This window comes from uncultured Eubacterium sp., from assembly GCF_945980375.1.
Lineage (GTDB): Bacteria > Bacillota > Clostridia > Oscillospirales > Acutalibacteraceae > Eubacterium_R.
Map to the genome: position 1 here is coordinate 1 of NZ_CAMFQO010000006.1, position 22,421 is coordinate 22,421.

Sequence of the window (22,421 nt, forward strand, 5' to 3'; positions counted from 1 at the left end):
TTCTACCATTGGTAGTCTGTTTTTGTACTGTCTGCACAACTTGGGGCAGTTCATCGAGTTCAATCTGTTTTTGGCGTTTTTCGCCTTTTGCTCGGTCGAGAAATCAGGGCTCCCAACAAGCTTTAGTTTGTTGGGAAGAGGAGAAACATATGAAGCATAATTACAAAACTGCGTTTTGTTCTATGCGTAATATGTTTGGACGAAGTACATCTTCCCTCACAAAATGCGAAATTCAGCTCCATTTCTCAACAGCCTGTCAGTTTGTCAATAAATGAGATGCAACGTAGAATATTTACCAATCATTTCAAATTTATATTAACAATTTATTACATTATTCCTTTATAATTTGACATCGCTCAATTAATATTATATTATTAATATGTATGATTATGTATTATGGGACGGACTAATATGAACATTTTGATTTGCGGCTTAGGTCTTATCGGTGCAAGCCTTGCAAAGACCTTAAAAAAGAATACAAAGCACACTGTCCTTGGCTGGAACAGAACTCCTTCTGTTACCGAAAAGGCGCTTCGTGACGGCGTTATTGACCGTACGGGAGACCTTGATGAGCTTATGGCTGATGCGGATATAACCTTTGTCAACTTTTATCCTGAAGCTATTGTTCCTTTCATTTTAGAGCACAAAAACAGCTTTAAGAAGGACAGCATCGTTACCGACTCCTGCGGTATTAAATCAAAGATTTGCTATGCATTTAAGGATGAAAAGCTTGATTTTTATTTTATCGGTGCACACCCTATGGCAGGCAGAGAGGTTGGCGGCTACGACAACAGCCTTGCTACCCTGTACGACAACGCAAGCTTTATTGTAACACCTCTTGACGATTCTCCGCGCAACAAGGTTGACGCTCTTGTAGGCTTGGCACAGGATATGGGCTTTGCACGCACGGTTGTTACAACACCCGAGCATCACGACGAGATGATTGCCTTTACATCGCAGATTGCTCACGTGCTTGCCTGCTCTTATGTTCTTTCTCCTCTTGCTCCGTCACATGCAGGATATTCTGCCGGCTCGTACCGTGACGTTTCTCGCGTTGCAAGAATTAACGCAGATATGTGGGCGGATTTGTTCATCGACAACAAGGATGCTCTTGTACGAGAGATAGACGACCTTGTATCAAACCTTATGCAGTTTAAGTACAACATTGTTAACGAGGATTCACCGGCGCTAAAGGATTTGATGAACAGAGCTAATAAGATTAAGGAAGAAATCGGATAATGAAAAGTCTTAAGGTTAATGTAGGCAAGGGCTACAACATTTTTATTGAAAAGGGTATTCTTAATCATTGCGGTGATTATATAAAGCAGGTGTCAAGTGCATCAAAGGTATGCCTTATCAGCGATACAAATGTTATAAAGCTTTACGGCGATACCGTAAAGCAACAGCTAATGCAGGTCGGCTTTGATGTTTGCCAATATGTTTTTGAAGCAGGAGAGGCCTCCAAAAAGCCCGAAACCGTTATATCAATGGTTGAGTTTATGGCAGAAAATGAGCTTACAAGAGGAGATTTGGTTGTAGCTCTCGGCGGCGGAGTTTGCGGTGATATGGCAGGCTTTGCGGCTTCAATATACTTGCGTGGTATAGATTTTGTGCAAATTCCCACATCTCTTCTTGCACAGGTTGATTCATCTGTCGGCGGAAAAACAGCGGTTGATTTGCCACAGGGTAAAAATCTTTGCGGTGCTTTTCATCAGCCGATATTGGTTTTGATTGACCCCAACACACTTGACACACTTACACCGCACTTCTTTTCCGACGGCATGGCAGAGGTGATAAAAACAGGATGCATTAAGAGTGCCTCGCTTTTTGATAAGATTGAAAGTAAGGACGCCAAAAGCATTATTGATGACATTATTTTTGAATGTGTCAGCATTAAGGCGGGCGTGGTTGAACGCGATGAAAGAGAGCACGGCGAAAGGGCACTTTTGAACTTTGGTCACACTCCCGGTCACGCTATTGAAAAGCTACACGGCTTTACAACTATTTCACACGGAGAGGCTGTCGGCATAGGAATGGTTATGATTGCAAAGGCAGGCGAGGCAAACGGCATTACCCCTGTCGGTACGGCTGACAGAATTGCAGGTGTGCTTCAAAAATACAGCCTTATGGTTAGCGACAGCAACGACTTGGCAAGTATTATTTCTGCTATGAATATGGACAAAAAGCGCAGTGCTGATTCTATAAAATTTGTTCTGCTTCACAGCATTGGTGATTCGTTCACACAAAGTATTAACAACGAGGATATACCAAGATTTTTTGGTTTGGAATAATGAGAATAGCTAAAATTCAACATTCAAATATCAGCGGTACTGTTCAGCTTCCGCCTTCAAAGTCAGTTGCTCACAGAGCATTGATTTGCTCGTTTTTGGCGGGCGGCGGCAATGTTTGTGGGCTGATTGATTCAAAGGATATGCAGGCAACACTCGGTGTTATTGCTGCATTAAAAGAGAATAAGCCGGTGGCGGATTGTATTGAATCGGGCTCAACCCTACGCTTTATGATTCCTGTTGCCGCCGCCCTTGGCAAAACTATAAGGTTTGTGGGCAGAGGCAAGCTACCCGAACGACCTATCGGTGACTATTTGCGTCTGCTTCCGGAACACTCGGTGCAGTGCGAATGTACGGGAACATTGCCGTTGACAGTCAGCGGACAGTTGACACCCGGTAGATTTGAAATAGCGGGTGATGTCAGCTCGCAGTACATTACAGGCCTTCTGCTTGCCTTACCTATTCTTGACGGTGACAGCGAAATAGTGCTTACAACCGAGCTTCAGTCAAAGCCGTATGTAGATATGACGGTTAAGGTTATGGCAGACTACGGAGTTAGGGTTGAGGAAAGAAAGAATTCCTATTTTATTCCCGGTAATCAGCAGTATTCTGTCAGAGATTATTCAGTAGAGGCTGATTGGTCACAGGCGGCGTTTTTTATGGTTGCAGGGGCATTGTACGGTGATGTAAGGCTTTGCGGACTTGATATTAATTCTGCACAGGGAGATAAGAGAATAGTTGATGTTCTTAGGCAATTCGGTGCAGATGTCAGTATTGAAGGCTCAGCGGTTATTGTTAAAAAATCTGACCTAAAGGGCACTGAAATAGACGCAACCGATATTCCCGATATGGTTCCGTCGATAGCAGTTGCCGCCGCTTATGCACAGGGTAAAACCGTAATCAAGGGTGCCCAGAGGCTTCGCTTTAAGGAGTCGGACAGAATTAAAAGCATCATTTATAACCTTGAAAGGCTCGGTGCCGATGTTCAGGAAACCGAGGATGGTATGATTATCACAGGCTCTCGGTTACATTTTGCCAATATGAAGGGCTTTAATGACCATCGCATTGTTATGGCTATGACGGTTGCGGCAACAGGAGTCGACGGTGTATCTACCATTGACGATGCGCAAAGTATAAATAAATCATATCCGGATTTCTTTACGGATTACAACGGTATCGGAGGAAATGTCAATGTCTTCATCAGTGGGTGAAAAATTAAAGCTTTCTGTTTTCGGCGAAAGTCACGGCGAGGCTATCGGCTGTGTTGTTGACGGACTTCCTGCCGGAATTAAGCTTGACATGGATGCAATTTATAAGGATATGCTAAGGCGTGCACCGGGTAGAGACAGAACCTCAACCCCTCGTCTTGAAAAGGATATTCCAAGCATTCTTTCAGGTGTGCTTGACGGTGTTACAACAGGTGCACCGCTTGCAATGATAATTGAAAATACAAATACAAAAAGCAGTGATTATTCAAATGTAATGGCTGTTCCACGTCCAAGTCACAGCGATTATCCTGCATATGTAAAGTATAATGGCTTTAATGATGTTAGGGGTGGCGGTCATTTCAGCGGAAGGCTTACTGCTCCGATTGTTTTTGCAGGTGCGGTTGCAAAGCAGGTGCTTTTGCAAAAGGGAATTACCATAGGTGCTCATATTAAGCAGATTGGCTCTGCGTGCGACTGTGCGGTGGATTATAACAACATTACCGCACAAATGCTTGATGAGGTTACATCAAAGCCGTTTGCGGTTTTTGACGATTCGGCAGAGGATAAAATGAGGGCTGATGTAGAGATGGCAAGGAAAAGTCTTGACAGCGTCGGCGGCATTATCGAGTGCTTTGCCGTGGGCTTACCGGTGGGTATCGGCGCAAATATATATGATACTGTTGAGGGCAAGCTTGCGTCGCTTCTTTTCGGTATCCCTGCTGTTAAGGGAGTGCAGTTTGGCTTGGGCTTTGACTTTGCCGACAAAAATGCATCTGACGTTAATGACGAATACGAAATAAAGGACGGGCTCGTTCATACGCTGTCTAACAATAACGGCGGTGTTCTCGGCGGTATGACTGACGGCGCACCTATTGTTGTTTCCGTTGCCATTAAGCCTACTCCGTCTATTGCACAAAAGCAAAGAAGCGTTAACCTTTCAACCATGGAAAACGCAGAGCTTGAAATAAAGGGCAGGCACGACCCTTGTATTGTGCCGCGTGCAGTTCCTGTTGTTGAGGCTACCGTTGCCTTGGGATTGCTTGATTTAATGCTGTAAATAAAGGATTATACATTTAATGGATTTGTTGGAATTAAGAAATGAAATTGATAAAATAGATGACGAATTGGTGCCGTTGCTCCTAAAAAGAATGGACGTTTCACGCAAGGTTGCTCAATACAAGGTTGAGCATGGAATCCCTGTTCTGAATGAAAAAAGGGAGCAGGAGGTGCTTGATTTAGTGGCCTCAAGCTGTGGTGAGCAGGGCGGAGCCATGAAAACGATTTTTTCTTCAATTATGGATTCCTCGCGTGCTCTTCAGCATAAAATTATAGGCGGAGGTCAGGATCTTCGTACATCTATTGAAAATGCAAAAAGAAGCAAAAAGCTTACCGCAAACGGCGAGCCTATTGCATGTCAGGGTGTAAACGGTGCTTACAGCGGTAAAGCTGCCGAGGCTTTGTTTGAGGATTCTCCTGTTATATTTCATAAGCAGTTTGAGGACGTTTTTGAGGCAGTAAATCAGGGCAAGGCAAGATTTGGCATTATCCCTGTTGAAAACAGCACCGCCGGCTCTGTTCACGAATCATATGATTTGATAATGAAATACAAGTTCTACATTGTGGGAGCATATGATTTAAGGGTTGAGCACTGTCTTTGCACAAAGCAAAATGTTAATTTTGAGGATATAGATAATGTTTATTCTCATCCTCAGGCATTGAGTCAGTGCAACATTTTTTTGAAAAGCTTTGACTTTACCGGCATTAACTTCAGCAACACCGCGGCTGCTGCAAAGTTTGTGTCGGAAAGTGACAAAACAAACATTGCCGCTATTTGCAGTGAAAGTGCTGCAAAAAGGTACGGCTTAAAGATTATTCGCCGAAACATTCAAAATGTAACAAACAACACAACTCGTTTTATTGTTATCTCAAAGGAGCTTGTTATTGATGATGATGCAGAAAAAATTTCGCTTATTTTCTCTGCTCCTCACCGCACGGGCTCGCTGTACAGGGTACTCGGCAGATTTTCAATGACGGGGTTAAACCTCACAAAGCTTGAATCACGCCCTGTACCAAACGGAAAATTTGATTACTATTTTTATGTTGATATTTTAGGCTCTGTCAGAGATGAGGAAACTCTCGATTTGCTTTGTGCATTGTCGGATGAGCTGCCTGAATTTTCATTCCTTGGTAATTACTACGAGGGAAAATAAATTGTTATTGGATGATTGAATGAAACAAACAAAACGTCATCGTACGGGGTTTATGTCTTTTTTAATATTGGCGGTAACCGTTGGACTGCTTATTCTTCTCGGAATAGCATTGTACAATCATAATAGCCTTGAGGAACGCTTTGAGGTTATTATCACTCTGCTTGAGCGTCTTGACGCCGCAGTTGCAAGGCTTGAAACACCTATCGAAATCATACTTTGTATTTTTGCCTTGTATATTGCAAAGTGTCAGCTGCCAATACCGCTTTCTGCCCTGTGCGTAATATCGGGTATGGTGTTCCCGCTTGGACCGGCACTTGCACTTAATGTACTGTTTTTGTTCTTTTTCTTCTCTGTTAAGTACGTTGAGGGAACATTTTTGGGCGGTGGCTGGACCGGTATGATATTAAATATAAACAACCTGCGATTTGTTAGGGATTGGATACATTTTAAGGGCAACGGTAACCCTTACGTGCTTGCCGTAACCCGTCTTGTACCTATTATTCCTGTTGGAATGGTGTCAAAATACTATGGCTCAATGCATTATGATTTTGTGTATTATTCGCTTCTTAGTTTGCTTGGATTTGCACCAAGGCTGTTTATTTATACAAAGCTTGGCACACAGTTTACAAATCCGTTTTCCGTAACCTTCATCACAACGCTTATGGTGATAGTTGCGTTTAGTGGGTTTTCAACATTAATATTCAATATTTTTTACGGTGTAAGATCAAGGCAGATGACTCAAACTCTGCTGATTTACAGTGAAAAAGATAAATATAAAATAATTTTGTAAAGAGGATTCATATTATGAAAGTTAAAGAAATGATTGCTGCCATCGAATCGGGCAGATTTGACGAAAACCTAAAGGCAGTGTACGTAACCGACGATGCCGTTGAAAAGCAAAAGCCGCGTTATGTGGAAACCCTTAATGATTTTGGTGAGCTCTTTGGCTATGACAGAGAGGTTAGCATTATGTCTGCACCGGGCAGAACAGAGGTTTGCGGCAACCATACCGACCATAATAACGGTAAGGTGCTCGCTGCTTCCATCAATCTTGACGCTATTGCCGTTGCCTCCAAAAATGACGATAATACTATCAGAGTAAAGTCAAAGGGACACAGGATGAATGTCGTTGACCTCAATGACCTTGAGCCTAATGAGGACAATTTCGGCGATTCCACAACTCTTGTTCAGGGTGTTGCAGCAGGTATTAAAAATCTTGGCTATGCGGTATCGGGCTTTGATGCATGCACAACCTCCGATGTTATGGGAGGCTCCGGCCTGTCATCATCTGCCGCATTTGAGGTACTCCTTGGCTCTGTGTTGTCACATATGTTTAATGACGGTAAGATCAGTGCAGTTGACATTGCAAAGGTTGCACAGTATTCGGAAAACGTGTTTTTCGGCAAGCCCTGCGGTCTGCTTGACCAAATGGCATCATCGGTAGGAACCTTTGTAAGTATTGATTTTAAGTCCACCAAAGACCCTGTAATTAATAAGATTGACTTTGATTTTGCAAGCTCCGGTCATTCTCTTTGCATTGTTGATACTCACGGTAATCACTCTGATTTGACTGATGATTATGCTGCCGTAAGAGCAGAAATGGAATCTGTTGCAAAGGCAATGGGTAAAAATGTTTTGCGTGAAATTACATACGAGGAATTCTTTGAGGAGCTTCCTAATCTTGCAGGCAAGGTTAATGACCGTGCGCTTCTTCGTGCTATTCATTTCTTTGGAGAAAACAAGAGGGTTGATAAGGCAGTAGCTTGCCTTGAGGCTAACGATTTTGATGGCTTTAAGCAGGTTATTATCGAATCGGGACGTTCATCATTTATGCTTAATCAAAACGTATATACTCCTAAAAATCCTACTGAACAAAAGCTTTCTTTAGCTCTTGCGGTTAGCAAGGAAATTCTTGACGGTAAGGGCGCATGGAGAGTTCACGGCGGTGGATTTGCAGGTACAATTCAGGCATTTGTGCCCAATGAAATTCTTGATGAATATAAAAATGCCATTGAAGGAATATTCGGCGAGGGCAGTTGCCATATTTTGATTATTCGTCCTGTCGGAGGCACACAGGTTATTTAATCGGTAGTATTGCCGTTTCGCTAAAAGAGGAGGCTGAACATTATTATGAAATATGTTTTTATAGTTAATCCTATTGCCGGAAATGACGATAAGGAAAAGATTTTTTACAGAATAAAATCAACCTTCCGCCCGCTTGATGATGAAATGATTATCGAGGAAACAAAGCAGGTGGGCGATGCAAAGCGTATTGCCACGCAGTATGCACAGCAGTATGGTAGCGATTGTGTTATTGTGTCCTGCGGCGGTGACGGAACAGTTCACGAAGTTGTCAACGGAATTGCAGGTACAGACACACCGATGATGATTTTGCCTTTGGGCACAGGTAACGATTTTGCCAAAAAAATCTATAACACAAAAAATATCAATGTTGAAAACGTTATTAAATCCTTCGGTCTTTATAACGGTAATATTAAATACGACATCAAGCCGATAGATGTTATAGATTATAACGGCGAAAAGGGAATAAACGTTTTGTCGTTCGGTGTTGACACTCTTGTGGAAACAACGGGCAGAAAAATTGCGCAAAGGCTGCCTTTCTTGGGCCATAATGCCTACAAGGTTGCTATTGTGCCTGTTCTAACGCATCCGCTTCATTACACCATTTCTTATTCCTTTAATTGTGTTGATAAGCAAACAGGCAGAGAATTTACCGTAGAGCAAAGCAACAAGGATTACGCACTGCTTGCAATTTGTAATGCAAGCTGGTACGGCGGTGGCTTTTGTCCTGCACCGAATTCCGTGCTTGACGACGGATTGCTTGATGTTTGCGTGATTGACGGTATTTCGTTATCTCAGGCGGCAAAGCTTATTCCAAGTTATGCCAAGGGTGATGTCAACGAGGAAAACTACGATGTTTGCAGTAATTATTACATAAAATCAGCAAGGGTTTATATGGAGGACGGCAGTGCACTTATCGGTAATTGTGACGGCGAAAATTTTGATTACAGCGATGTTACAATTACGGTTGAGCCAAAGGCAGTAAAGCTTTGCGTGATTAAGGATTAATCGGTTTTTACAGTATAAATTAAAGTCCCTGAACGTTATCTGTTCAGGGGCTTTTGTTGTGCTTTTCTATTTTTCAAATACAGGATACATACGTCTGTATAATGAATTTATATGCTTAAAATATTCTGCGTCTATGCTGTCGATTGTATCTGTTGTTGTGCGGAATCTCCAATTCTTTTCAGGCACACCGGGAATGTTCATTCTCGCGTCGGAGCCAAATCCGCACATATCCTGCAGTGAAATGACGGCAATGCTTGAGGCACTTTGCCAAACAGCCTGCGTGATTGCTCTGCACGATGCACTTTGGTATCCTCCGTCACCCCAGTTGCCGCCGTTGAAATGGCAATAATCAAGGGCAAAGGCACGTTCGGCTTCGCTTGCCTCCCACAGCCAACCGAGGATTGTATTGTTGTCGTGGGTGCCTACGTAGTTAATGCTGTTTACACCTGCGTTGTGTGGAAGATGTGACGAGTCGGAATTAGGGTCAAAGCCAAACTGAATAACCTTCATACCCGGAAATCCCGTGTCGTCAAGCAGCTTTACAACGTCCTCACCGAACACGCCCAAATCCTCTGCGATAATAGGTGCGTCATTTCCGAATTTTTCAAACACCTTGCTGAAAAGGTCCATTCCCGGTCCTTTTTTCCATTCGCCGACCTTGGCAGTTTTGCTGTCGGCAGGTATTTCCCAATAAGAAGCAAAGGCTCTGAAATGGTCGATTCTTACTGTGTCAAAGATTTTGAGGTTGTGCTCAAGTCGTGACAGCCACCAGGTGTAGCCGTCATTTTTCATAGCCTTCCAATCATAAATAGGATTGCCCCACAGTTGACCGTCCTCGCTGAAATAATCAGGCGGAACACCGGCAACCTTTTCTACTTTAAGTGTTTTTTCGTCAATTAAAAACATAGGCAGGTTTGACCACACATCAACGCTGTCCATTGCAACATAGATTGGCATATCACCGATAACGGCAACGCCCTTTTTGTTGGCATAACCCTTTATTTCTCCCCATTGCTTAAAGAAAATGAACTGCACAAATTTCCAAAATGCTGCGGATTCCTCGTAATTGTATATGCTTTTTACACATTCAAAGTAGTGCGAGTGCTCGTCGCTCCATTCCCACCAAGGCTTATAGTTTTCCTGCTCCTTTACTGCCATATATAAGGCATAGTCTGTGAGCCATGGATTATTGATTTCGAATTCCTTGATGCTTGTTGCAAGCTCGTCGTTAATGTTCAAAAAGGCTTTTTTTAACGTTGCAAGTCTTTTTTCTAATGCAAATTCATAGGCGGCTGTGTAAGGGGAGCCGTCGTAAATGTTGTCGTTTACATCATCCTGACCTATCAGCCCCATATCCATTAATCCCTGCGGGTCAATGTATATATAGCTTGCCGCAAATGCCGATTCGGAGCAGTATGGAGAGTTTGCACTGTCTGTCGGATTGAACGGCAAAACCTGCCAATATCCAAATCCCATATCCGATATTTTATCAATAAAGTGCTTTGTGTCGTTGCCTAAAACTCCCACACCGTACGGCGACGGCATTGAGCTTATGTGAAGCAGTACACCTGCACCTCTTTTTTTATGCATAATATTCACCTTTTGTCACATTTTTTGTCTTGTTAATTTTATCATTATGAGGTAGAAAAATCAATGTACAACTTATATAAATTCCTATATATAATTTTTATATTATTTTATAAAATATATATTGAATACAAACCTGTGTTTTGATATAATACTTGATAGTATGGATTATTATGCAAAAGTACGTTTTGCGATAATTGCACGTTATTGGAGGTGCAGCATTGCCGGCAGATATAAAAAAGATTTCCAAAGAGGAATTGGCAGAGCAAAATAAATATTCTCAAATGGTAAACGAGCTTATCTCAAAGCGGTATTCAGGCAAACCGCTTGCCTGCGTTGTTACCTACGGCTGTCAGCAAAATATCGCCGACAGTGAGCGTATCAAGGGTATGCTTGAGGCAATGGGATATGGCTTTACTGAGGACAGGCTTGAGGCAAAGCTTATCATCTTTAACACATGTGCAGTAAGGGAGCATGCCGAGGACAGAGTGTTTGGCAATGTCGGTGCCCTTAAAAGCTACAAGCTTGATAATCCCGATGTTGTAATTGCTCTTTGCGGTTGTATGATGCAGCAGCAACACATTGCGGACAAAATCAAGCAGTCGTTTCCGTTTGTTGATTTGGTATTCGGTACCCACGTTGTTTACAAGGTTCCGCAGCTTATTTACACTGCTTTGACAAGAAAGAAAAGAGTTTTTGAGCTCCCGGATGTTGACGGTGTAATTGCAGAGGGTATTCCCGTAAAGCGTGATAACGACAAAAAGGCTTGGCTTCCCATTATGTACGGATGCAACAATTTTTGCTCGTACTGCATTGTTCCATATGTCAGGGGCAGGGAGCGTAGCCGAGAGGTAAATGATGTTGTTGCCGAATTTAAGCAGTTGGTTGATGAGGGATATAGGGAGATTACACTCCTCGGTCAAAACGTTAATTCATACGGCAAGGACCTTGAACCGAGGGTAAGCTTCTCGCAGTTGTTAAGAATACTTAACGACCTTGAGGGTGATTTCAGAATACGTTTTATGACCTCTCACCCAAAGGATTGCACCAAGGAGCTCATAGAAACCATGGCACAGTGCGACAAGGTTGCAACCCATTTGCACCTGCCGTTTCAAAGCGGTAACGACCGCGTGCTCAAGGCAATGAACAGGTCCTATACAAGAGAAAAGTATTTGTCGCTCATTAATTATGCAAAAGAGCTTATGGGTGATGAGCTTTCAATTACAAGCGACATTATCGTAGGCTTTCCGGGTGAAACCTATGAGGAATTCTGCGACACACTGTCCTTGGTTGAGGAAATTAAGGCAACAAGCCTTTTCACCTTTATTTACTCTCCACGAGTAGGCACACCTGCAGCAGAGATGGACGACCCTGTACCGTACGAGGAAAAATCAAAATGGATGCGCGAGCTCCTTGCCTTGCAGGAAAGAATTTCCGGCGAGCAGATGGCACTGCACAGGGGCAAAACCTTTAAGTGCTTTGTGTACGGCAAGGGTAAGCAGGGAGATAATTATCTTGCCGCAAGAACCGACGGCAATTTGATTATAGAATTTGTAGGAGACGAGAGGCTCATAGGCTCCTTCCAAAAAATAAAAGTAACTGAGCCGCTCACCTATGTTATGCTGGGTGAATTAGAAAGGAAAGAAAAATGAGTTTAGAATCAGCACTTAGAGAATTGGGAAAAGAAATTCAGGCAGACCCAAGATTTGAAGCACTTCAGGTTGCCGCAAAGGCAAATGATGCAGATGAGGCTCTTCAGCAGCAGATGCAGGAGATGCAGCTCATCACACTTAAATATCAGCAGGAGGCTGAAAAGGGCGAGGAGGCTTCGCAGGAAAGAATTGCAGAGCTTCAGCAGGAATATCAGGATATTTACACAAAGGTTATGGAAGGCGAGAATATGAAAAACTATTCCGAGGCTGCCGCACAGATGGAGCAGATGGCACAGTATATCAGCCAGATGATCGGCCTTTTCTTTGACGGTCAGGACCCTGCAACCTGTGAAATACCTGCAACAGATTGCACACACGATTGCTGCACCTGCGGCGGCTGTCACTAATTGCACAATTATTAGCAAATAATTAATTAAAAATTACTTTAAGGACGGTGAACGGAATAATGGCAAAGGAGCAAAAGCTATCACCTATGATGGCACAGTATTTTGAAATTAAAAAGCAGTATCCGGGCGTTATACTGTTCTTCCGTCTTGGTGATTTTTACGAGATGTTTTTTGACGATGCCAAGATTGCTTCAAGAGTGCTTGACCTTGTTCTTACAGGTAAGGACTGCGGTCAGGGCGAAAGAGCACCGATGTGCGGTGTTCCGTTTCATTCGTCTGACAGTTATATTGCAAAGCTTGTATCATACGGCTACAAGGTTGCAATCTGCGAGCAGGTTGAGGACCCTGCAACAGCAAAGGGCTTGGTTAAAAGAGATGTCGTAAGAGTCATTACTCCCGGTACCGTTATTGAAAACAATATTCTTGATGACGGTGTAAACAATTATCTTTGCTCTGTTTGTACACTTCAAAACGAAACAGGAATTTGCTTTGTGGATATTTCTACGGGAGAGTTCCATATCACCGCGGTGGGCAAGGAGGATGAGCAGGAAAAGATTATTAATCAGCTTTCAACTTACTCTCCAAAGGAAATTTTGGTTAACTCCTTAGCAAACGAGCTTGACGATGTTGTTGCCTTTGCGAAATCAAGGCTTGATGTTACTCCGGAGGTGTTGGAGGATATCTCCTTTGATTTTGACAGTTCAACTGAGTTGATATTGCAAACGATGAACAGGGAGCAGATTGATTCCCTCGGTATCGGTAAAAGCAAGGCCGCCGTATGTGCGCTCGGCTCGGTTATACTTTACCTGCGCACAAACAGAAAAACCGATGAGCTTGAGGCTCCGTCTGAAATTGAGTTTTACGAGGAAACAGAGTTTATGAGCCTTGACATAAGCGCAAGGCGAAACCTTGAGCTTACTCGCTCAATGATGACGGGTGACAAGCGACATTCTCTTTTGTGGGTTATTGACAACACAAAAACCGCAATGGGTAAAAGAATGCTTCGCTCCTGGCTTGAAAGACCGCTTGTAAACGTTTCTCAAATCAGCAGACGACAGAATGCTGTTGCCGAGCTTGTGGATAACTCAATGCTTCGCGATGAGATAAAGGAGCTTCTTACAGGTGTAAATGATATTGAAAGGTTGCTCAGCCGTATTGCTTATTCAACTGCAAACGCAAAGGAATTGAGGTCGCTGTGTACAACCGTACAAAGACTGCCGGCAATCAAAGCACTGCTTGAGGGTACTGGCTCATCAATACTAAGGTCAATTTACGACGGCATTGATACCTTGCAGGATGTTTATGAGCTTATCAATAACGCTATTGTGGACGAGCCTCCGTTTTCCGTTCGCGAGGGCGGAATGATAAAGGCGGGCTATAATGAGGAAATTGATTCGCTCCACGATATTATGAATAACGGCACATCAATCCTTACCGAGATTGAAAACAGAGAAAAGGAAGCAACCGGTATTCCAAAGCTCAAGGTGTCATATAACAAGGTGTTTGGATATTTCATTGAGGTTACAAATTCCTACAAGCACCTCGTTCCCGAAACATATATCAGAAAGCAAACCCTTACAAACTGTGAGCGATACATAACACAGGAGCTTAAGGACCTTGAGGGCAAGGTGCTCGGTGCAAAGGATAGGTGTGTAGCACTTGAATATGAAACCTTCTGTGCCGTTAGGTCTTCGGTTGCAGGTGAGGTTGAACGTATCCAAAAAACCGCAAAGGCTCTTGCAACTCTTGATTCACTTGCGTCGCTTGCTCAGGTTGCGTTTAATAACAATTATTGCTGTCCGCAAATTACCACCGACGGTACATTGGATATTAAGGACGGTAGGCATCCTGTTGTTGAGGCGCTTCTTAATGACACTCCGTTTGTTCCAAACGACACCCTGCTTGATTGCTCAAACAATCTATGCTCAATAATTACCGGTCCTAATATGGCGGGTAAATCAACATATATGCGTCAAACTGCATTGATTGTGCTTATGGCACAAATCGGCTCCTTTGTTCCGGCAAGGAGTGCAAGGATTTCGGTGTGCGATGCAATCTTTACAAGAGTAGGTGCTTCGGACGATTTGGCAACAGGTCAGTCGACCTTTATGGTAGAGATGAACGAGGTGTCCACTATTCTTAAAAATGCTACCGACAAATCACTTATTATTCTTGACGAAATAGGCAGAGGCACATCTACCTTTGACGGTATGAGCATTGCAAGGGCGGTGCTTGAATATGTGGTTAAAAAAATCGGTGCAAAAACCTTATTTGCTACTCACTACCACGAGCTTACGGCTATGGAGGGTATGCTTAAGGGTGTAAACAATTATTCTATTGCTGTTAAAAAACGCGGTGACGATATAACATTCCTTCGCAGGATTGTTCACGGAGGTGCAGACCAAAGCTTCGGTATCGAGGTTGCAAAGCTTGCAGGTGTGCCGAGTGCGGTTACAAAGCGTGCAAAGGCTATCCTAAAGGAGCTTGAGGCTAACAGGGTAGAAATTGATTTTAAGGCAGACAACGCCGTAGAAGAGGAAGAAACCGAGGAAGAGGTTCAGTTTAATTTCAGGGCAAAGTCAACCGATGAGATGCTTGAATTAATCAAAGCAATAGACATTAATACATTAACGCCTATTGAGGCAATGCAAACTCTGTATGACCTTAAAAAAAGGGCAGAGGAAATTACTTAAGGATAAAAGGAAAATTCTATGATAAGCAGTAACCAATATACCGATATGATTTTTACATTATTGAAGCCGGTACTTGTCACAGGTTTAATTGCAATAGTTGCAAGCATCAGTATTGCATATGCAGTTTATTTCTATAACAAATCGAGAAATGTTAAGGAAAAATTTTCAACATACGAATTGATTTTTCTTTTTGGCATTATCGGAGCAGTTGTATATTTAATTTCAACAAGAAAAAAGGAAGCGAACTTTGAATATACAGGCGATAAGAAAAAGCATAAGATTGTATCTGTAATTCTTGCAGTTGTTTGTGTTGCTGTAATGGTTGTAAATATGTCAGGTGTATTGTTGGATGTTATTATTGGTGAAAATTATTTGGAAGCCATTAACGTATTGACTGAGGGATACTATGACAGAAACGGTATTAATTACGAGTATAGTGAGGATGTAATTTACTATACTGAGGATGGATATAAATTTAAGATTACAACCGACAGTAACGGAAGTGCTATATGCTCTCAGTTAACTACCTCCTATGACGGTACATATAAAGAAAAATATGAGATTTACGATTGCTTTGTAGATAAGAATGGATATTTAGTATTCTTTACTGATAATGAATTAGAGATGGACGATAATGTAGATGGAGTATTTTACTATTACGATTCCAACAACGAGTACTATGCATCTGTAGGTCTTGTTTATTGGGATGCAGAAGGAAAATTATGTGAATATTAGTTTTTGAAGGCAGGTGAGGCTCAATGGCACAGATTAATATTTTATCAAAAGAAGTGTATCAGCTTATAGCAGCAGGTGAGGTTGTTGAGCGTCCGTCATCTGTCGTTAAGGAAATGATAGAAAATTCCGTTGACGCCGGTGCAAAAAATATTACCGTAGAAATAAAAAACGGCGGTTCAACATATATACGCATAACCGATGACGGCTGCGGTATTTCAAGAGAGGACGTAAAAAAGGTCTTTGTTTCTCACGCTACCTCCAAAATTAAGGAAAGTGACGATTTGGACAGGATTGCAACTCTTGGCTTTAGAGGTGAAGCAATGGCTTCCATTTCTGCCGTTGCCCGTGTTCAGCTTTTAACACGAACACCCGATGCCGAAATCGGTACAAGGTACGAAATAGCCGGAGGGCAGGAGCTTGAAATTGCAGATGCAGGCTGTCCTGTCGGCACGACAATTGTTGTTGCTGATTTGTTTTATAATACCCCTGCACGAATGAAATTTTTGAAAAAGGATGTAACCGAGGCAAATGCTGTTGCAGGTGTGGTTGAAAGGATTGCTGTCAGTCACCCCGAAATATCCTTTAGGTTTATCCGTGACGGTAAGCAGGCGCTTGTAACATCGGGTAACGGTGACCTTAAAAGCACGGTTTACTCTGTCTTTGGCAGAGATTTTGCACAGTCGCTTGTACCGGTTGATTATGAAATAAACAATATGCGCGTCAGCGGATTTGTAACAAAGCCGTCTATGTCACGCAAAAGCAGAGGAATGCAGTTCTTCTTTATCAACTCAAGGCTTGTAAAATCGCAAACCGCTATGGCGGCACTTGAGCAGGCATATCGCAATTCAATTATAGTTGGAAGATTTCCGGGCTGTGTTCTCAACATAGAATGTAACACCTCGTTCGTTGATGTAAATGTTCATCCTGCAAAAATCGAGGTGCGCTTTGCAAACGAAAAGCCTGTATTTGAGCTTGTATATTACGGTGTAAAAAATGCTATCGAAATGCTTGACACACCAAAGGAGGCAAGCTTTTCATCATCAAGGCCTGTACAGACAACTGTTAACGGCAGGATAGATTTCTTTAAGCCGCAGCAGGATAACGTTACTCAAATGCAATTTAAGCAGGAGCAGTCTGCCGATGATTTTTGGAGGGTGGCTTCAACGTCTCCTGTCAGCAAAAAGCCGGAGTATGATGAAGGCTTTGACAACGGTGCACAAAAAACCGCAAGGCTTGACCTTGAAAAAATAACCCGTCCTACCGCCGAAGAAAAGGTTGAAAATGAGCCAAAGGCAGTTGAGTCTTTGCCTAAAAAGGACTCTGTACAGGAGGTTGATATTCCTGATTTTAGGTTGGTCGGCGAAATATTTAAGACATATATTATCATTGAGATGGACGGCGATTGCTATATGATAGACAAGCACGCCGCTCACGAAAGAATGAATTATGAGGCACTTAAGGCTTCAACTCAAATTGCATCACAGGTTTTGCTCACACCGGAGGCTGTAAGGCTTTCAAGAGAGGAATACAATGCAGTCATCTCCAATTTGGATTTGTATTCAAAATGCGGATTTTTGATAGAGGATTTCGGCAACTCAACCGTTCTTGTGCGAGAGTGCCCGTCAATTCTCGACGGCGAGGACGTGGCAGGACTTGTGCAGGAAACCTCGGCAAAGCTTTTGGAGGGCAAAACGGATATTACTCCGGAGCAGATGGATTGGATATTCCATTCTACATCGTGCCGGGCAGCCGTTAAGGCAGGGGATAAAACATCTCCTTACGAAATGGAGCTGTTTGTTAAAAAACTGCTTGCCAATCCAAATATCAGGTATTGCCCTCACGGCAGACCTGTTATGATTAAGCTTTCTAAATACGACATTGAAAAGCAGTTTGGCAGGATACAATGATGGAAAAAACAAAGATTATTTGTATTGTCGGTGCAACTGCATCGGGCAAAACCGATTTGTCGGTTAAGCTTGCCAAGGCAATAGGCGGTGAAATTATTTCTGCTGATTCAATGCAGGTTTACAGGGATATGCCGATAGCAACCGCCGTTGCAACTCAAGACGAGCAGGACGGCGTGCCCCATCATCTTGTGGAATTTTTGGATGCAGGTCAGGCTTTTTCCGTAGCTGATTTTGTTGAACGTGCAAGGGTGCTGACGGCAGAGATTACCGCAAGGGGCAACGTGCCTTTAATTGTTGGAGGAACAGGGCTTTTTGTTGACAGCCTTGTAAAAAACATTTGCTTTAGCGATGTAGGCTCAAACGACAAGCTTCGCAGTGAGCTTGAGGCGATGGATACCGATGCACTTTATTCAAAGCTTCGTGACCTTGATTTTGAAGCCTCACTCCAAATACACCCTAATAACAGAAAGCGTGTTATCAGAGCTCTCGAGCTTTGTATGTCGGGTACAAGCAAAACACAACAAAACGAGATGTCAACGCTTACTGAAAGCCCGTATGACGCCCTTTATATCGGTGTTGGATATGAGGACAGGCAAAGGCTTTATGACAGAATTAACAAGCGAGTTGATCTTATGCTTGAAGCAGGGCTTGAAAATGAGGCAAGGCAGATGCTCGGCAGGCAGGGTGCTACTGCCGCTCAGGCAATAGGTCACAAGGAGCTTGCAGATTACATTAACGGCAGGGCAACACTTGACGAGGCTGTTGACAGCTTGAAGCAGGCAACCCGCCGTTATGCAAAACGTCAGCTAACCTGGTTTAGACGAAATGAAAATATAAAATGGCTTTATGCCGATACTATGAGCAAGGACGAGCTGATTAATTCAGCTGTTGCTCTTGCAAAGGATTTTTTGAAGAATTAACGAAGGGAGTTCATTATGAAGAAGCTGCTTGATAATGTTAATAAGGGCAATGCCTTGATAATTGCGGTTATCCTGTTTATTGTTCTTTTTGTTGTTTATCAGTGTTACAGTGTAACTCATATTGAGCTTAAAACCCAAACGGCAACCGTCAGCACTGTTTACGACAAGGTTAGCAGTGAAGCATTGTTTATTCGTGATGAGGTTGTTATTAAGGATTCCTCTTCCGGTGTAACGGTTGCCTGCTTTGATGACGGTGACAAGGTTAATGTCGGCGGCAATGTTGCAATGAAGTTCGCCTCATCAAAGGCGGCGGCAAATTATTCAAAGTATGCAGAGCTTACCGAGCAAATAAAATATTACCAAACACTTGAATCTCAAACCGTAGGTCAGTCGGCTAATCTTGAAACAATAAATGATGATATTGAGCAAAAGGTTATTGATTACGCCTCTGCCGTAGGGCAAAATGAGATTGACGACACGGCGGACGCCTTGGATTCCGTTCTTGTAAGGCGTCAGCTTGTCATCGGTGAAAAGGTTGATTTGCTGTCTATCATTGAGGAGCTTCGCAACCGCCGCAGTGAATATGATTCGTTTTCAGAGCCGGACGGCTATATTAAAACGGACTGCTCCGGTGTGTTTAGCAGCTATACCGACGGATATGAGAATGTGATAGACTTTGATAAGGCGGAGGAAACCACTGCAGAGCAGTTCAAATCCGCATTAAAATCTGTTGACCAATCAAAGAGTACATCGGATAATATAGGCAAGCTTGTAACAAGCTATACCTGGTATATTCAAACTCTTGTTGATGCCGACACCGTTAAGAATATGAAAAACGGTGGCTATGTTCAAATTGCACTAAAGGACGATTTGAACAAAACCTTTAAGGCAGAGATTGTAAGCGGTGCAGAGCCTGAGTTTGGCGAAAAGCAAACTCTGCTTATTCTTAAACTGAATGAAATGAATTCCGATATTGCAAGGCTTCGCAGGGCAGAGATAGAAATCAGACGAGATTCGTACGAAGGCTTTAAGGTGCCGAGCGAGGCACTGCACGTTGTTGACGGCAAAAAGGGTGTTTATGTCCTTATTGCAAGTCAGGTAAGGTTTAGAGAGGTAAAGGTTATTTACAGCGACGAGGATTATGTTCTTGTTGAATACGATCCGACAAATGCTGATTCAATCCACCTTTATGATAAAATTATTACACAGGGAAAGGATTTGGAGGATGGACGGGTTTATACTTGATGAAAAAAGAGTGCAGTCTTGTATAGATAATTACAAAAGAATAAAAGAGGATGTTGCACAAACTGCAATAAAGGCAGGCAGAAGCGCCGATGATGTCAGGCTTATGTGCGTAACAAAAACAGTTGAGCCTGAATATATCAATCCTGTGCTTGATTTGGGTGCTGATTTGATTGGCGAAAACAGAGTGCAGGAGTATTGCTCAAAGCTTGACTCCTTGCATCTTGACGGCGTGGAAAAGCATATTATCGGTCACCTGCAAACCAATAAGGTAAAATATATTGCAGGCAGGGTTGATATGATAGAATCTGTAGATTCTCTAAAGCTTGCAAGGGAAATCAGCAAGGAATTCAAAAAGGCAAATTCAACTGCAAATGTGCTTGTTGAGGTAAACATCGGCAGAGAGGAATCAAAAAGCGGATGCGATATTGATGAGCTTGAAGAGCTTTTGTATCAAATCAGCGAGCTTGATTGCATCAAGGTTAAGGGATTAATGACTATTCCGCCGATTTGCGACGAATTGCAGGCAAGAAAATATTTTGCCTTGATGAATAAAAAGTTCCTTGAGCTTAAGGAAAAGAAGATTGACGGTGTTGAAATGCAAACTCTTTCTATGGGAATGAGCGCTGATTATGAGGCGGCTATTCTTGAGGGTTCAAACATTGTAAGAGTGGGTTCTGCTATTTTCGGAGCCAGAAAATATTTTTAACAAGGGGAAGAAAAGATGGGATTATTTGATAAGATTAAAGACATTATGACCGACGAAGAGGATGATTTTGATGATTACAATGAGGGCAGAGATTCCTTTGTTAAGCCTCCTCGCAGAAGAGAGAGGGATATAGATCCTCCTTTGCACGAAAAGGAGGAGAGAACAGAGCGCACATCAAAGTTTTCAAGGAGCGACAAGGTTGTTAACATTCACACAACCGCACAGCTTCAGGTTGTTCTTGTAAAGCCCGAGGGCTTTGAGGAGGCGGCCTCCATTGCGGATAATCTTAATGAAAGAAGAACCGTTGTTCTTAACCTTGAAAGCGCAAACAGAGATATAGCAAGAAGATTGCTTGATTTCCTTTCAGGTGTTGCTTATGCAAATAACGGTCAAATTAAGCGAGTTGCAAATTCAACATACATCATCACTCCGTACAATGTAGACGTTATGGGTGACTTGATTGATGAATTGGAAAATAACGGAATGTTTACAATGTAAGAGGAGGATATTGTGATGATTAGTGCGAGGGATTTAAGAACGGCTGATTTGTCGGTAAAGGATGCAAATGCGTTGCTCAATGAGGCTGCGGATACTATTGAGGCTTATCAGCACGAAAACAAGGAGCTATACCATAAGCTTGAGGTTTTGGCGGCGAAGATTGAGGAGTATCGCTCTGAGGAGGACGCCATTAAAACAGCACTTGTTACTGCTCAAAAAATGGCAGATAAAATTAAGAAGGACTCAAGCGAGGCAGCTGCTCTTTTGATAGAAAGCAGTGAGGCAGAGGCAAAGGAAAAAATGGATTCTGCAAATTTAGAGGCAGAAGCTATTGTTAAGAAGGCAAGGGATTATTCGGCAAACCTCATTAACAACAAAACAAATGAGGCAAACGAGATGATCACTACCGCACAGAATAAGGCAAACGATGCTATCAGCTCATCAAAGATTGTTGCAAAGGATATTCTTGATCAGGCAAAGGCAATTTCGGACGACCTTATTTCAAAATCAAAGGCTGAAAAGGAAGCCTATGAAATTTTGATTTCAACCATAAAGAACGATGCAAAGGCATTTGTTGAAAGCCTTAAAAAGCTTTATGGCGAGCAGCTTGATATTCTTAATTCATCAAGGCTTGACACAACCTCAAGCGAGAATGAAGCTGCAACAAAAAATGTAGAGGATGTTCACAGCGATATTTCAAATCTTATCGACGAGGTTGATGAGCTTTCGAGTGCTATTCCGGAGGAAATAACAATTCCTGAAATTCCTCATAAGGAATTTGACGACTCTGATGTTAAGGTTGAGGCACCTGTTTTTGAGCATAAGGATGAGCCTCAGGAGGATGATACAGAGCTTGATTTTGAGGAAATAGAGGAAATTGATGATGTTGACGATGCCGACGAGGATACAGACGGCTTTACCGAGCTGACAGAGGAGCCGGCACAGGCACCTGTTATCATCGATGAGGACGAGGAGCTTCCCGATCCTATGGAGGCAGTTGAGGCATTTTCGCAAAACCAAATCACTCCTATTGATTCGGGCGCCTCAATTCCCGAAATAAACGACGAGCCTGAAATGGATGATCAGGAATCATTGTTTGACGATGACGATCAGCTTCCGTTTGAAAGCTATTTCAACGTTAAACGAGAGGATGTACATAACGACAAATCACAAACAATTTCTTTGATTCCGCCTGAGGATGACGAAGACGATGAACCAAAGTTTAAGGGCTTTTTCAAAAAGAAAAAGTAATATTATAACAAACTTGTAAGGAGC

20 protein-coding genes are annotated in these 22,421 nt (G+C 42.6%); 19 read left to right on the top strand and 1 reads right to left on the bottom strand.

The window, feature by feature from the left end:
* Positions 1 to 149: 149 nt before the first annotated feature.
* From Q0P34_RS03090 to Q0P34_RS03130, 9 genes are all read left to right on the top strand, one after another.
* Positions 150 to 275, top strand: coding sequence for a hypothetical protein (locus Q0P34_RS03090; protein WP_294952730.1), 126 nt, complete (start codon positions 150 to 152; stop codon positions 273 to 275).
* 136 nt (positions 276 to 411) lie between these two features.
* Positions 412 to 1,239, top strand: coding sequence for a prephenate dehydrogenase (locus Q0P34_RS03095; RefSeq protein ID WP_294952733.1), 828 nt, complete (start codon positions 412 to 414; stop codon positions 1,237 to 1,239).
* Entirely contained in the window at positions 1,239 to 2,291 is a 1,053-nt protein-coding gene (aroB, locus tag Q0P34_RS03100) for a 3-dehydroquinate synthase (protein WP_294952736.1), read from the top strand. Before Q0P34_RS03095 ends, aroB begins: the two co-directional genes overlap by 1 nt.
* On the top strand, positions 2,291 to 3,499 hold the full coding sequence (gene aroA, locus Q0P34_RS03105; RefSeq protein ID WP_294952739.1) for a 3-phosphoshikimate 1-carboxyvinyltransferase: 1,209 nt from the start codon (positions 2,291 to 2,293) through the stop codon (positions 3,497 to 3,499). The genes aroB and aroA overlap by 1 nt, the downstream gene beginning before the upstream one ends.
* Positions 3,480 to 4,553 (top strand): chorismate synthase, encoded by a 1,074-nt coding sequence (gene aroC, locus Q0P34_RS03110; protein ID WP_294952742.1) that lies wholly within the window; start codon positions 3,480 to 3,482, stop codon positions 4,551 to 4,553. Before aroA ends, aroC begins: the two co-directional genes overlap by 20 nt.
* Positions 4,554 to 4,572: 19 nt before the next feature.
* Complete coding sequence (locus Q0P34_RS03115) at positions 4,573 to 5,706, top strand: bifunctional chorismate mutase/prephenate dehydratase (RefSeq protein WP_294952745.1); 1,134 nt, start codon at positions 4,573 to 4,575, stop codon at positions 5,704 to 5,706.
* A 52-nt stretch (positions 5,707 to 5,758) separates the two neighbouring features.
* Positions 5,759 to 6,496: a hypothetical protein gene (locus tag Q0P34_RS03120; protein ID WP_294952748.1), complete on the top strand. Its 738-nt coding sequence runs from the start codon at positions 5,759 to 5,761 to the stop codon at positions 6,494 to 6,496.
* A gap of 14 nt (positions 6,497 to 6,510) precedes the next feature.
* The gene (locus Q0P34_RS03125; protein ID WP_294952750.1) at positions 6,511 to 7,791 is read left to right on the top strand and encodes a galactokinase family protein; all 1,281 of its coding nucleotides are present in this window, start codon (positions 6,511 to 6,513) and stop codon (positions 7,789 to 7,791) included.
* A 45-nt stretch (positions 7,792 to 7,836) separates the two neighbouring features.
* Positions 7,837 to 8,796: a diacylglycerol kinase family protein gene (locus Q0P34_RS03130; RefSeq protein WP_294952752.1), complete on the top strand. Its 960-nt coding sequence runs from the start codon at positions 7,837 to 7,839 to the stop codon at positions 8,794 to 8,796.
* A 66-nt stretch (positions 8,797 to 8,862) separates the two neighbouring features.
* Here Q0P34_RS03130 and malQ read toward each other — a convergent pair whose 3' ends face one another.
* Positions 8,863 to 10,386, bottom strand: a complete 1,524-nt coding sequence (malQ, locus tag Q0P34_RS03135; protein ID WP_294952755.1) for a 4-alpha-glucanotransferase — start codon at positions 10,384 to 10,386, stop codon at positions 8,863 to 8,865.
* Between the two features lie 218 nt (positions 10,387 to 10,604).
* Here malQ and miaB point away from each other — a divergent pair, with 218 nt between their 5' ends.
* From miaB to Q0P34_RS03185, 10 genes are read left to right on the top strand one after another with little or no spacing between them, the layout of a single operon-like run.
* Positions 10,605 to 12,035, top strand: a complete 1,431-nt coding sequence (gene miaB, locus Q0P34_RS03140; protein WP_294952758.1) for a tRNA (N6-isopentenyl adenosine(37)-C2)-methylthiotransferase MiaB — start codon at positions 10,605 to 10,607, stop codon at positions 12,033 to 12,035.
* The gene (locus Q0P34_RS03145; protein ID WP_294952761.1) at positions 12,032 to 12,442 is read left to right on the top strand and encodes a YlbF family regulator; all 411 of its coding nucleotides are present in this window, start codon (positions 12,032 to 12,034) and stop codon (positions 12,440 to 12,442) included. The genes miaB and Q0P34_RS03145 overlap by 4 nt, the downstream gene beginning before the upstream one ends.
* A gap of 59 nt (positions 12,443 to 12,501) precedes the next feature.
* A complete protein-coding gene (mutS, locus tag Q0P34_RS03150; protein WP_294952764.1) occupies positions 12,502 to 15,135 on the top strand; it encodes a DNA mismatch repair protein MutS in 2,634 nt (877 codons plus the stop codon).
* A gap of 18 nt (positions 15,136 to 15,153) precedes the next feature.
* A complete protein-coding gene (locus tag Q0P34_RS03155; protein ID WP_294952766.1) occupies positions 15,154 to 15,870 on the top strand; it encodes a hypothetical protein in 717 nt (238 codons plus the stop codon).
* Between the two features lie 23 nt (positions 15,871 to 15,893).
* Entirely contained in the window at positions 15,894 to 17,777 is a 1,884-nt protein-coding gene (mutL, locus tag Q0P34_RS03160) for a DNA mismatch repair endonuclease MutL (protein ID WP_294952769.1), read from the top strand.
* Positions 17,777 to 18,697, top strand: coding sequence for a tRNA (adenosine(37)-N6)-dimethylallyltransferase MiaA (gene miaA, locus Q0P34_RS03165; RefSeq protein WP_294952772.1), 921 nt, complete (start codon positions 17,777 to 17,779; stop codon positions 18,695 to 18,697). The genes mutL and miaA overlap by 1 nt, the downstream gene beginning before the upstream one ends.
* Positions 18,698 to 18,712: 15 nt before the next feature.
* Positions 18,713 to 19,942: an HlyD family efflux transporter periplasmic adaptor subunit gene (locus Q0P34_RS03170; RefSeq protein ID WP_294952774.1), complete on the top strand. Its 1,230-nt coding sequence runs from the start codon at positions 18,713 to 18,715 to the stop codon at positions 19,940 to 19,942.
* On the top strand, positions 19,923 to 20,648 hold the full coding sequence (locus Q0P34_RS03175) for a YggS family pyridoxal phosphate-dependent enzyme (RefSeq protein ID WP_294952777.1): 726 nt from the start codon (positions 19,923 to 19,925) through the stop codon (positions 20,646 to 20,648). Before Q0P34_RS03170 ends, Q0P34_RS03175 begins: the two co-directional genes overlap by 20 nt.
* Before the next feature lie 15 nt (positions 20,649 to 20,663).
* Positions 20,664 to 21,146: a cell division protein SepF gene (locus Q0P34_RS03180; protein ID WP_294952780.1), complete on the top strand. Its 483-nt coding sequence runs from the start codon at positions 20,664 to 20,666 to the stop codon at positions 21,144 to 21,146.
* 15 nt (positions 21,147 to 21,161) lie between these two features.
* Entirely contained in the window at positions 21,162 to 22,397 is a 1,236-nt protein-coding gene (locus Q0P34_RS03185) for a DivIVA domain-containing protein (RefSeq protein WP_294952926.1), read from the top strand.
* Positions 22,398 to 22,421 lie beyond the last annotated feature (24 nt).

Bases quoted from the DNA above. Each gene is read 5' to 3' on its own strand.
- Q0P34_RS03090 (WP_294952730.1), top strand. From the start codon at position 150: ATGAAGCATAATTACAAAACTGCGTTTTGTTCTATGCGTAATATGTTT.
- Q0P34_RS03120 (WP_294952748.1), top strand. From the start codon at position 5,759: ATGTCTTTTTTAATATTGGCGGTAACCGTTGGACTGCTTATTCTTCTC.
- Q0P34_RS03180 (WP_294952780.1), top strand. From the start codon at position 20,664: ATGGGATTATTTGATAAGATTAAAGACATTATGACCGACGAAGAGGAT.
- mutL (WP_294952769.1), top strand. From the start codon at position 15,894: ATGGCACAGATTAATATTTTATCAAAAGAAGTGTATCAGCTTATAGCA.
- Q0P34_RS03170 (WP_294952774.1), top strand. From the start codon at position 18,713: ATGAAGAAGCTGCTTGATAATGTTAATAAGGGCAATGCCTTGATAATT.
- aroB (WP_294952736.1), top strand. From the start codon at position 1,239: ATGAAAAGTCTTAAGGTTAATGTAGGCAAGGGCTACAACATTTTTATT.
- Q0P34_RS03115 (WP_294952745.1), top strand. From the start codon at position 4,573: ATGGATTTGTTGGAATTAAGAAATGAAATTGATAAAATAGATGACGAA.
- aroA (WP_294952739.1), top strand. From the start codon at position 2,291: ATGAGAATAGCTAAAATTCAACATTCAAATATCAGCGGTACTGTTCAG.
- miaA (WP_294952772.1), top strand. From the start codon at position 17,777: ATGGAAAAAACAAAGATTATTTGTATTGTCGGTGCAACTGCATCGGGC.
- Q0P34_RS03130 (WP_294952752.1), top strand. From the start codon at position 7,837: ATGAAATATGTTTTTATAGTTAATCCTATTGCCGGAAATGACGATAAG.
- aroC (WP_294952742.1), top strand. From the start codon at position 3,480: ATGTCTTCATCAGTGGGTGAAAAATTAAAGCTTTCTGTTTTCGGCGAA.
- Q0P34_RS03125 (WP_294952750.1), top strand. From the start codon at position 6,511: ATGAAAGTTAAAGAAATGATTGCTGCCATCGAATCGGGCAGATTTGAC.
- Q0P34_RS03185 (WP_294952926.1), top strand. From the start codon at position 21,162: ATGATTAGTGCGAGGGATTTAAGAACGGCTGATTTGTCGGTAAAGGAT.
- mutS (WP_294952764.1), top strand. From the start codon at position 12,502: ATGGCAAAGGAGCAAAAGCTATCACCTATGATGGCACAGTATTTTGAA.
- Q0P34_RS03155 (WP_294952766.1), top strand. From the start codon at position 15,154: ATGATAAGCAGTAACCAATATACCGATATGATTTTTACATTATTGAAG.
- malQ (WP_294952755.1), bottom strand. From the start codon at position 10,386: ATGCATAAAAAAAGAGGTGCAGGTGTACTGCTTCACATAAGCTCAATG.
- Q0P34_RS03175 (WP_294952777.1), top strand. From the start codon at position 19,923: ATGGACGGGTTTATACTTGATGAAAAAAGAGTGCAGTCTTGTATAGAT.
- Q0P34_RS03095 (WP_294952733.1), top strand. From the start codon at position 412: ATGAACATTTTGATTTGCGGCTTAGGTCTTATCGGTGCAAGCCTTGCA.
- Q0P34_RS03145 (WP_294952761.1), top strand. From the start codon at position 12,032: ATGAGTTTAGAATCAGCACTTAGAGAATTGGGAAAAGAAATTCAGGCA.